General features: G+C 34.1%; 10 protein-coding genes. 8 read left to right on the forward strand and 2 right to left on the reverse strand.

Features of this window, described 5'->3' with window-relative positions; all coding sequences use genetic code 11:
* Position 1 precedes the first annotated feature (1 nt).
* The 6 genes from Q0039_RS07740 (at position 2) to Q0039_RS07765 (ending at position 5,931) form a co-directional block, all read left to right on the forward strand.
* Positions 2-706: a 16S rRNA (uracil(1498)-N(3))-methyltransferase gene (locus Q0039_RS07740; protein ID WP_297511372.1), complete on the forward strand. Its 705-nt coding sequence runs from the start codon at positions 2-4 to the stop codon at positions 704-706.
* Between the two features lies 1 nt (position 707).
* A complete protein-coding gene (locus tag Q0039_RS07745) occupies positions 708-1,895 on the forward strand; it encodes a thioredoxin family protein (protein WP_297511374.1) in 1,188 nt (395 codons plus the stop codon).
* Positions 1,892-2,533, forward strand: a complete 642-nt coding sequence (locus tag Q0039_RS07750) for a DUF4159 domain-containing protein (RefSeq protein WP_297511376.1) — start codon at positions 1,892-1,894, stop codon at positions 2,531-2,533. The genes Q0039_RS07745 and Q0039_RS07750 overlap by 4 nt, the downstream gene beginning before the upstream one ends.
* Positions 2,534-2,610: 77 nt before the next feature.
* Positions 2,611-3,579 carry a zinc metalloprotease gene (locus Q0039_RS07755; protein WP_297511378.1) on the forward strand — a complete coding sequence of 323 codons (969 nt, stop codon included), beginning with the start codon at positions 2,611-2,613 and terminating at the stop codon, positions 3,577-3,579.
* An 80-nt stretch (positions 3,580-3,659) separates the two neighbouring features.
* Positions 3,660-4,751 carry an AI-2E family transporter gene (locus Q0039_RS07760; protein WP_297511380.1) on the forward strand — a complete coding sequence of 364 codons (1,092 nt, stop codon included), beginning with the start codon at positions 3,660-3,662 and terminating at the stop codon, positions 4,749-4,751.
* 1 nt (position 4,752) lies between these two features.
* The gene (locus tag Q0039_RS07765) at positions 4,753-5,931 is read left to right on the forward strand and encodes a class I SAM-dependent methyltransferase (protein ID WP_297511382.1); all 1,179 of its coding nucleotides are present in this window, start codon (positions 4,753-4,755) and stop codon (positions 5,929-5,931) included.
* Here the strand turns inward: Q0039_RS07765 and Q0039_RS07770 are convergent.
* Positions 5,928-6,521 (reverse strand): M15 family metallopeptidase, encoded by a 594-nt coding sequence (locus Q0039_RS07770; RefSeq protein WP_297511384.1) that lies wholly within the window; start codon positions 6,519-6,521, stop codon positions 5,928-5,930. The two genes, Q0039_RS07765 and Q0039_RS07770, sit on opposite strands and share 4 nt — an antisense overlap.
* Before the next feature lie 297 nt (positions 6,522-6,818).
* Here Q0039_RS07770 and Q0039_RS07775 point away from each other — a divergent pair, with 297 nt between their 5' ends.
* Together Q0039_RS07775 and Q0039_RS07780 are read left to right on the forward strand one after the other, a co-directional pair.
* Complete coding sequence (locus Q0039_RS07775) at positions 6,819-9,017, forward strand: ATP-binding protein (RefSeq protein WP_297511386.1); 2,199 nt, start codon at positions 6,819-6,821, stop codon at positions 9,015-9,017.
* Positions 9,010-9,405 carry a response regulator gene (locus Q0039_RS07780; protein WP_297511388.1) on the forward strand — a complete coding sequence of 132 codons (396 nt, stop codon included), beginning with the start codon at positions 9,010-9,012 and terminating at the stop codon, positions 9,403-9,405. Before Q0039_RS07775 ends, Q0039_RS07780 begins: the two co-directional genes overlap by 8 nt.
* A gap of 117 nt (positions 9,406-9,522) precedes the next feature.
* Here the strand turns inward: Q0039_RS07780 and Q0039_RS07785 are convergent, their stop codons facing one another.
* Positions 9,523-9,996, reverse strand: coding sequence for a hypothetical protein (locus Q0039_RS07785; RefSeq protein WP_297511390.1), 474 nt, complete (start codon positions 9,994-9,996; stop codon positions 9,523-9,525).
* Positions 9,997-10,173: the final 177 nt, after the last annotated feature.

Here is a 10,173-nt window from a genome sequence, read left to right on the forward strand (position 1 = left end):
GATGCAGCTATTTTATACTTCTGACATAGACCCTAATGCAACTTCACATACTTTTGATCGAGAAGAAAGCAAACACATCATTAAAGTTTTACGAAAGAAAGAAGGTGATACGATACATATTACCAATGGTTTAGGATTTCTATTTACAACAGAAATTAGCTTAGCATCCGACACTAAGTGCACTGTGCGAATTGTAGATACAAGCCACCAACAACCCTTACCCTATCGCCTACATTTAGCGGTTGCACCAACAAAAATGAATGAACGTTACGAATGGTTTTTAGAAAAAGCTACCGAAATTGGTATTCATGAAATTACACCTATCCTCTGTGAACATTCTGAACGAACTGTCTTTAAAGCGGAACGCATGGAGAAAATTTTAATTGCAGCCATGAAACAATCGAATCAACTGTATTTACCCAAACTCAACCCAGCCCTTTCGTATAAAAATTTCATTGGTCAAGAACAGGTAGGTCAAAAGTTTATAGCGCATTGTGATGAATCGCATAAATTAACATTGAAAAGTCAACTACAAAAAAATCAAGATGTAACACTATTAGTCGGACCTGAGGGCGATTTTTCTGTTAAAGAAATAGAAATTGCTTTGACGAAAGGATTCATTCCAGTAACTTTGGGTACAACACGATTACGCACTGAAACTGCTGCGGTAGTCGCATGTCATAGTGTTGTTTTTAACAATGAATAGCATGAAACGAATTCTATATTTACTTCTTTTACTAGTAACCTCCCTTGGCTTTTCCCAAGCCAATATGCTGTTTTTGGAACGCAATTATACAGAGGCATTGAACGAAGCTAAAGCCAAAAAGAAACCTTTGGTTGTTATGTTTTATGCCCATTGGTGTGACCATTGTAAGAAAATGAAAACAACGGTACTCCAAGATACCGATGTAGTACTAGCATATGCGCAAAATTACATTACCATTGGCGTAGATGCAGAATCGGAGGCGGGTAACAAACTTAAAAATAAATTTTCCAAACTTTTTAAAGTTCGCTCTTACCCTACGTTTGCCTATTTGTCGAATGACGAAGTGTATTTTGGGGGATTTTCAGGGGAAATGAAAAAAGAAAATTTTATCGATGAAGGAATGAAACTCTTGCAAGTCGACAACCAATTCGACGCTTTAAAAGCTGCATTTTATTCTGATAACTCCAATGCTGAAAAATGCTTGAAATTGATAACCGCTATACGAAAAGCAGGGTTTGACGCTACAGACGTAACACAGCACTATTTAAAAACACAAAACCGTGATGCTTTATTTACCGAACTCAATTGGCGCGTAATTGCTAATGGAATTAATGCAATAGAAGCTCCTGAATTTCAATTTATAATCGATCACCAATCTGAATTTGGCAAAGCAGCAAGTCCGCAACGGGTAGAAAAGAAAATTATTTTTATGGTACAAGACAATTTGCGCGCCTATGTAGAAGCGTCGGATACTTTAAATTATTTTAAACGTCGGCCGTATGCTGAAAAAATTCATTTACGAAAAACTGATTCATTGCTCGTTAAATACGATACCCAGATTTATGCGAATACACGCCAATGGAAAGCTTATCAAAAGGTAACACTTTCACAAGCAGACACCTATTTTGCCAACGATTCGAAGCAATTAATCGATATGGCTACCAATTATTTAAATCACATCCAAGATCCGGCAGCGTTAGTAAAAGCAATTGAATGGACGCAAAAAGCGATTGCAATTTCTGAAAATGCAGAGAAACATCTTCTTACTGCAAAATTATTTTTGAAGTTGAAAGATCCAAGTAAAGCGCTCGAGGCAGCCCAAAAAGCTAAACGCTGGTCAACCAATATGGGTTGGTCAACCACTGAAAGCGATTCACTAATACAAGAAATAAACACTATAAAAAAATGAGAGCAATTGCTGTAGGAATCCTGTTTTTTTATTCATTTATGAGTAATGCGCAAGAAATTGCTTTATTAAAATATAGTGGTGGTGGCGATTGGTATGCAAATCCAACTTCCTTACCCAATCTAATTAAATTCTGCAACAGTACTATAAATACTCATATTAAATCCAAACCCAGTACGGTTGAACCATCTAGCCCGGACTTATTTTCCTATCCCTTTATTCATATGACTGGTCATGGGAATGTAGTTTTTAATGCGGCAGATATTGCTAATTTACGCAATTACCTCCTTTCGGGAGGATTTTTGCATATCGACGACAATTACGGTATGGATACGTTTGTACGAAGAGAGATTAAACGTATTTTCCCCGATAAAAATTGGGTTGAAATCCCTGCCAATCATCCGATCTTTTCTGTCCCTTTTGCCTTCCCAAATGGTTTACCCAAAATCCATGAGCACGATGCCAAACGACCTCAAGCTTTTGGAATATTCGAAAACAATCGTTTGGTAGTATTGTATACTTTTGAATGCGATTTAGGCGATGGTTGGGAAGATAGCGATGTTCATAATGACCCAAAAGAAGTTCGTGAAAAAGCGCTTAAGATGGGTGCAAATATTATCCATTATATATTTAATAATTGATTTTTAAAATAAATTCTTCTTTAACAGCTATTTCAATTTATTTTCTTAATTTAGTTGTCTAACCAAACTAAGTTTTTATGAAAAAAATAGTAGTGAGCATAGCTATGGCTTTTGTTCTTTTTTCTTGTCAAAATGATGCTAGCAATGATGTAATGCAACCTGAGGCATCCAATTCTAAAAGTATGCGCGCTTGTGCTTCGCAAGAAGTTTTAAATCGTCAGTTGGCTGAAGACCCTTCATTAGCGGCGCGTATTTCTGCTATTGAAGATTTTACTGAAAATGTTCAACGCAATCCAAATGCCTACCGTTTGGTAAATGGTCGAATAGAAATACCAGTTGTAGTAAATGTACTTTATAGAACTACGGCTGAAAATATTTCTTTAACACAAATCCAATCGCAAATTGATGTGTTAAACAAAGACTTTAACGCTACAAATACCGACTTTAATTTAGTACCAACAATATTCTCTGGAGTTAAAGCCAATGTTGGTATAACATTTGTTTTGGATCAAGTGATCCGTAAATCGACTACCAAAACGTCATGGGGTACTCGTGACGCTATGAAAAAAACAAATCAAGGCGGAATTGCACCTAGCGCACCTACAACTAAATTAAATATGTGGGTATGTACTATTGGAGGTGGAATTCTAGGGTATGCACAATTCCCAGGCGGCTCTTCGGCAACCGATGGTGTTGTAATGGATTCTAAATACTTTGGTTTATCAGGCACAGCTAATGCACCCTATAATCTAGGACGTACGGCTACTCACGAAGTTGGGCATTGGTTAAATTTACGTCACATTTGGGGCGATACCACATGTGGCAGTGACTTGGTATCTGATACTCCACAACATAATGCTGCTAATTATGGCGTACCCGTTTACCCACATTACAGCACTTGTACCGGAACACCCGTAGAAATGACTATGAATTACATGGACTATACTGACGACCGCGGTATGTACATGTTTACAACAGGTCAAAAATCGCGTATTAATGCTTTGTTTGTGGCTGGTGGCGCTAGAAATTCTTTTGCACAACCTTAATAAACAATTTATATTCTACAAAAACCTGATTGTGATAACAGTCGGGTTTTTTTTATTTTTACACTTTTAAACAAAACCCTATGATTACCTCAAAAACAATTGCTCTCGGAATTTTACGTGCTCTTGGAGTGGTACTTCTCTCAAGTTTAGGGATCTATTTTATCTATCAAATACAAGCGGTTATTGTTTATTTAATCGTCGCTTTAATACTTGCTTTAATTGCTAATCCCATTGTGCTATTTTTTAATCGAAAGTTAAAATTCAACACCACTTTTGCGGTAGTAACAACTTTACTACTACTTATTTTTTTATTGGTAGGATTAGGCGCATTATTTGTACCTCTTATTATCGATCAAGGCAATAAATTATCTTTATTGAATGCTAGTGCAATAGAAATGAGAACCCTGGAGCTTTACCGGCAACTTGACCATTATTTACTTAGCCATAATATGGATTTTGACCGTCTTTTTAAAGAAACCGATCTAAGTACTAAGATTAAGTTCAATTCTATTACCGAATTTTTGAACACGCTTATTGATACAATTAGCAGCATTGGAATTGGAATTGTTTCGGTGTTTTTTATTACCTTTTTTTTACTTAAAGACAAAGTTCAATTTATTGATTATATAAAACAGGTTATACCCGATTCGCATGAAGAACAACTATTAAATTCAGTAGATAAAATCCGCGACTTGTTAAGCCGCTATTTTACTGGACTTATTGTTCAGTTGTTTGTGGTTTGTATATTATACCTTATTGTACTCTTGGTCTTTGGAGTCGATAACGCGTTTATCATTGCTTTTTTATGTGCATTACTAAATATTATCCCCTACGTTGGTCCACTTATTGGAACTGGACTTGCGGGTATTTTAACCCTGTTATCATTAATTAATGCTGATTTTTCGACAGTAGCATTGCCTACAACGGTTTATGTTTTAATTGGATTTACTGTGGTTCAACTTATTGACAACAATATTACTTCGCCTTTAATTTTTTCAAAAAGTGTGAAATCGCATCCTTTAGAAATATTTTTGGTTGTTTTAATTGCAGGCATACTATTTGGAATTCCCGGTATGATTATCGCTGTGCCAACTTTTACCATCTTAAAGGTAATTGCTAAAGAATTTTTTCCAAATACGATCTGGATTCAACTTTTCACCAAAAAACTATAAAATGTCGTTTGATAAAATTTTAAATATTGATGTTCAGAATTTTATAAACGTTAATTTAAAGCAATCAATTAATGAAATTGCTTTTAAGAAAAATCCCTTTCCCGACATCGATTACAAGTATCTGTTAAATCAAATTGAAGCAAAATCCAAATCGGAAAAGAAACTTCCAACTTGGTTTGGAACTAAAAATATAATATATCCACCAAAAATATCAATCGAACAAACCTCCTCAGAACTAACGGCTGCTTTCAAAAGCCAATGGGTTGAAGGCGAAACCTTGGTAGACTTAACTGGTGGTTTGGGTGTTGATAGCTATTATTTTTCACATACAATGAATCGTGTTGTACACTGCGAGCATAACCCGGAATTATCCGCAATTGCCCAACACAATTTCAATCAACTCAAAAAAGAAAATATTACATGTATTACTAGCGATGGATTGGAATGGCTTCAAAAAAACAATCAACATATAGACTGGCTTTATATTGATCCCTCCCGAAGAAACGAAACAAAGGGGAAAGTTTTTTTATTGGCCGATTGCGAACCCAATATTCCTTATTTTTTGGCAGACTATTGGAACTTTACCCATCATATCCTTATAAAAACAGCTCCATTATTAGACATTACTGCCGCTTTACGCGAGCTTGAATTTGTTAAAAATGTAGTTGTGGTTGCTGTTAATAATGAAGTAAAAGAGTTATTGTTTATTTTAGAAAATGGCTGGACGGGGCCGATTACTATCCATGCAGTTGCAATCCATTCACTAGAAGATAAACATCATTATTCTTACACCAGAGGTAGCAACCCAAGCATTCAACTTTCGCTTCCTCAGGCCTATCTTTATGAGCCCAATGCTGCCTTACTAAAGTCGGGTGGTCAGGACCACTTAGCCGATGAAAAACAATTAACGAAATTGCATCCGCACACCCATTTATATACCTCAAATGCATGTATTGAATTTCCGGGTAGACGCTTTAAAATTGTGGCACAAGCCGATTATTCAAAAGAAACACTGAAGGAAATCAGTGGCAGAAAGTACAATATTGCTACTCGAAATTTTCCAGAAACCGTTGAAACAATTCGTAAAAAGGCAAAATTAAAAGATGGTGGGGATGATTATTTATTCTTTGTTACACTGAACGATCAACGAAAAGTAATCCTTTTCACCAAAAAAGTTTAGTTACAAATCCACTTAAAATTAGCTAAAGGATCTTTATTGGATTCAAATACGTTATAATGCCACCATTCGGATTTAAACGACTTAAAATTATGACGTAACATAATTTCTTTTAAAAGCGCGCGATTGGCACGAACTTTTTTAGGCAACTTTTTATAGGCATGGGCTGCTTCGGGTCCAAAATGATCAAATGGTGTTCCCATATCGAGTTCGACTCCATTTAGATCTACCAATGTGAGATCCACAGCCCCTCCACGATTATGAATCGAACCCTTTTGTGGGTCAGCCACATAGTCGGCATTGGGCATTATTTGCCACATTTTCTTTTGAATATCCAAAGGACGGTAACAATCGAATAATTTGATACGATAGCCCAATTGTAAAAACTCATTATTTGCTTCAATGAGATTTCGAATGGTTTTCATCCGCAAATAACATTCTGAACAGTCATAAACTGGTGTTTTAAGGAAATTTTCAGCAGTTGCATACTTCATATCCAACAGAAATTGACCCTCATTATTTTTCAAACGCACAAATACCGTATCATGTATCCCCTCATACATTTTTAGCGCTTGTGTATTTAGTGCATTCATTCTCAAGTATTTTTCATTTGAAAAACGGTAATTTACACTATTACATGACGTGAGCAGAAATCCAAATAGAATTCCTAATAGTAGTATTTTATAGTGATACGTATTTATATTCATTGTTGTATTAAAAAACAAATTTGAAAAAAATCTATGGCCAATTTATATAAAACATTCTAGTAAACACAAATGATTTGAAAATATAATTGTATATTTAAACATCAATATTAACGATTGTTTACACTTTATTTTAAATTAATGCTTGAATTTTGTAATCGATATTGATAGACTAATCTTTATTGAATGAAAGATACAGATCAAATACTAAAATTAATCGATTCGGTCCCAATTCCCGCTTTGGTATTGGATACCAAATTTAATATAAGTCATGTTAATCCAGCTGGGCTCGATTTTTTTAGTAACGAAATTGATCAACTATTCAATCAAAATATTGCCGATATTCTTTATCTCGAAGACCCAATTGCTCTCCAGCAGGAAAGAACGGTAGACAATTTCATCTATTCAAATGGTATTGAAAGATTCAACCTTACTCTAAAGCTACATCAACCAAATGATGCTTCTAATTTAAACATTCTTTATATCCAAGTAACTACTATTATTCCAATTGATTCAAGTTCAAAGCGACTCCGTATGCTTGAACATCAATTTAATATTTACAATCAATTTTTGGATACAATTAAAGAAGGTGTCTTTGTATTTAATACTACTGGAAAATTAATTTATGCCAATAAAACATCACGTAATTATTTTGCACTTGAAGAAGCCAATAAAAGAGTTTTCATCTGGAATATATTTGAAAAATTTAAATCAAAATCCAATTGGGAGATCGAAAGAAAAATAATTGCAGCACATCATGAAATACAGTTTACCTCAGAGATTAATGTTGCTGGCCAATTAAAGTCTTTTTCAGTTACCATTTCCCATCGCGACATTTATTCGGATTCAAATTATTTACTGATTGTAAATGATATTACAGAAAATAAAAAACAAGAGGAGGAAATTCAGAAAAAAGAATATGAGCTAAATATTTTTTATCGCAATTTACCGGTTGCGATTTTTGAATTTGTGGTTGAAAGTTTTAATACGAATTATTTTACCTACTTGAGTGAATCCTTTTCAACTATTTTCCCCATTACTATTCCAACCCACAATAAAAATTGGTTGGAATTTGTTTATTTCAATCCTGAAGATTTTCAGTTATTTTTAGATAAAATCAACCGTGTTTCTAATGAGGATTCAAATTTTAGTTATATCGGAAGGTTTGAAGTGAATAAGGAGATGTTTTGGTTTGAAATCACAGCCAATGTCATCAATTTGGAAGGGAAATTTATATTGAATGGCGTAATCAAAAATATCTCGGAAAATAAAAAAATAGAAGCAGAAATAGTAAAAAAAGGAAAGTTCAACAATTTAGTACTCGATAACATCCCTGCTGATATTGCAGTGTTTGATGAAAATCATAATTATAAATTCATTAATAAACGAGGGGTAGAAAATGATGCACTTCGAAAGTGGTTAATCAACAAAAATGATTTTGACTATTGTGCGCTCAAAGATTTAGACACTACCCTGGCTGAAGAACGAAGAGGGTATTTTAATTTGGCAAAATCTACCAAGAAACAGGTGGATTGGGTCGACGAAATTAAAAGAAATGATAAAACGGTTTACATTTATCGACGGTTTTACCCCGTCTATGTTGATGGCGAATTAAACAGTATGATTGGATATGGAATTGATGTTACCGAATTAAAAGAGTCACAAAACTTATTAAATCAGCAAAACGCAATTTTAACTGAAAAAAACAAAGAACTTGAGCGGTTTGCTTACATTGCTTCTCATGATTTACAGGAACCTTTAATTTCAATTATTGGTTATTCGGATTTGTTGAAAGAATACCATAAAAGCGCATTAAATGAAGAAGGGCAACTTTGCTTGGATTTTATTAACAAATCGGCATTGCGTATGCGAACTTTGATTAATGCGTTAATGGAATACAGTCGTATTGATAATAGAGAAGAACTGAAAAGTATTGATTTAAACCAACTGGTTGAAGAAATTCAAGTTGATTTATCGTCAAAAATAAAGAAATACAGTGCAGTAATTAGTACGAGTGAATTACCCAATATCAATTGCTACCCTACTTTTATGCGTATGTTGTTTCAAAACATTATTAGTAATGCCATAAAATACACATCCGAAACGGTAGTACCGGTCGTTTCAATTTCCTACGAAGACCAATCGACTCATTGGGTTTTTAAAATAAGTGATAACGGCATTGGGATTGAAGAAAATAAATATGAAGAGATTTTTTTAATTTTCAAACGATTACACAACCCTACCGACTTTGAAGGGAATGGAATTGGATTGGCACACTGTAAAAAGATTGCAACTATTCATCAAGGAGATATTTGGGTTAATTCGACCATTAATAAAGGAAGTACGTTTTATTTTTCCATTTCAAAAAACATTCAAAATGCGTAAAGAACGAAAACATATACTTTTAGTAGATGACGATGTTATCATTGATTTTTTGCATAAAAAAATTTTGAAACAAGCGGGAATCAACTCCACTATTGAAACGGTCTACAATGGCAAATTAGCACTTCAAAAACTAGTTGATTATAATAATTCGTTTAATGAATCGGATTCGGTTTTAGTGCTTTTGGATTTGAATATGCCCGTTCTTGATGGATGGGGTTTTTTAAAAGAGTTTGAACAACTCAAAACAAATTTGAACTACGATATCGATATTTTTATCCTGAGTTCTTCAACCAATTCAAACGATATTAGTCGGTCTAAAAGCAACCCATTTGTTCGTGGGTATTTGAAAAAACCTCTTTCACTAGATGCGGTTACCACTAATTTTTAGTAGCATTGGTTGCTCAATAAATAATGCTACTACGTTATCTACTTTAGTGTAAGAAAATCGTTCACTTGTAGCATTAAGACAACTTCAATCATTAGATTGGCAAATAGATAAAATCTTTTATTTTACGGTTTCTAGTTCCAAAGGAGAAACTTCTGCCGAAGCACCTTTACTGTTTTTAACCAAAAACTTGACATAATAATTATACCGGTTACCTCCTACCATTAAATCGGTTATCACCACAATACTTGAATCAGATTTTAAACGAACCCGATCACCCGGTTGAAAATTAAAATTATCCCCTACTTGATCACGAACTTTTGAAGATTGCACCAAGGTTTTATATTGCCATAAATAGTCCAAGTTTTTTTGCAACGAATCCCTATTGATTTCAACTTGTCGCTTTTTGGTTTTAATTGATTTCAATTCTTGTTGAAGTTGGGCAACGTTTGATTGTAGAGCAGCAATTCCTTTAGCATCCTCCTTCAACGACTGATTTAACCAATAAATAACGAGAAGGGCAATTGCAATAAGAATACCCAAAATTAAAAATCCGATTTTGTTTTTTTTCGGTTGATTTTCGATTGATTCCATATAAAAAAGGCGTTAATTGATTCTTGAAGTCAGTAAATTCAAAAAATACATACTAAAAATACCGTTTTATTTTTTGAAATCAAGGAATCCAGCTCGAGATTTTTTGGATTAGTTTAGTTTTGGTCTAAACAACAGGTCCCATTGTTTTTGATCTAGATAGAGGCGACACGTATCATG

The organism is Flavobacterium sp., from assembly GCF_027484945.1.
Lineage (GTDB): Bacteria > Bacteroidota > Bacteroidia > Flavobacteriales > Flavobacteriaceae > Flavobacterium.

Coding starts and splice junctions, on each gene's coding strand:
- Q0039_RS07785 (WP_297511390.1), bottom strand. CDS start 9,996: ATGGAATCAATCGAAAATCAACCGAAAAAAAACAAAATCGGATTTTTA.
- Q0039_RS07765 (WP_297511382.1), top strand. CDS start 4,753: ATGTCGTTTGATAAAATTTTAAATATTGATGTTCAGAATTTTATAAAC.
- Q0039_RS07750 (WP_297511376.1), top strand. CDS start 1,892: ATGAGAGCAATTGCTGTAGGAATCCTGTTTTTTTATTCATTTATGAGT.
- Q0039_RS07780 (WP_297511388.1), top strand. CDS start 9,010: ATGCGTAAAGAACGAAAACATATACTTTTAGTAGATGACGATGTTATC.
- Q0039_RS07775 (WP_297511386.1), top strand. CDS start 6,819: ATGAAAGATACAGATCAAATACTAAAATTAATCGATTCGGTCCCAATT.
- Q0039_RS07760 (WP_297511380.1), top strand. CDS start 3,660: ATGATTACCTCAAAAACAATTGCTCTCGGAATTTTACGTGCTCTTGGA.
- Q0039_RS07755 (WP_297511378.1), top strand. CDS start 2,611: ATGAAAAAAATAGTAGTGAGCATAGCTATGGCTTTTGTTCTTTTTTCT.
- Q0039_RS07745 (WP_297511374.1), top strand. CDS start 708: ATGAAACGAATTCTATATTTACTTCTTTTACTAGTAACCTCCCTTGGC.
- Q0039_RS07770 (WP_297511384.1), bottom strand. CDS start 6,521: ATGAATGCACTAAATACACAAGCGCTAAAAATGTATGAGGGGATACAT.
- Q0039_RS07740 (WP_297511372.1), top strand. CDS start 2: ATGCAGCTATTTTATACTTCTGACATAGACCCTAATGCAACTTCACAT.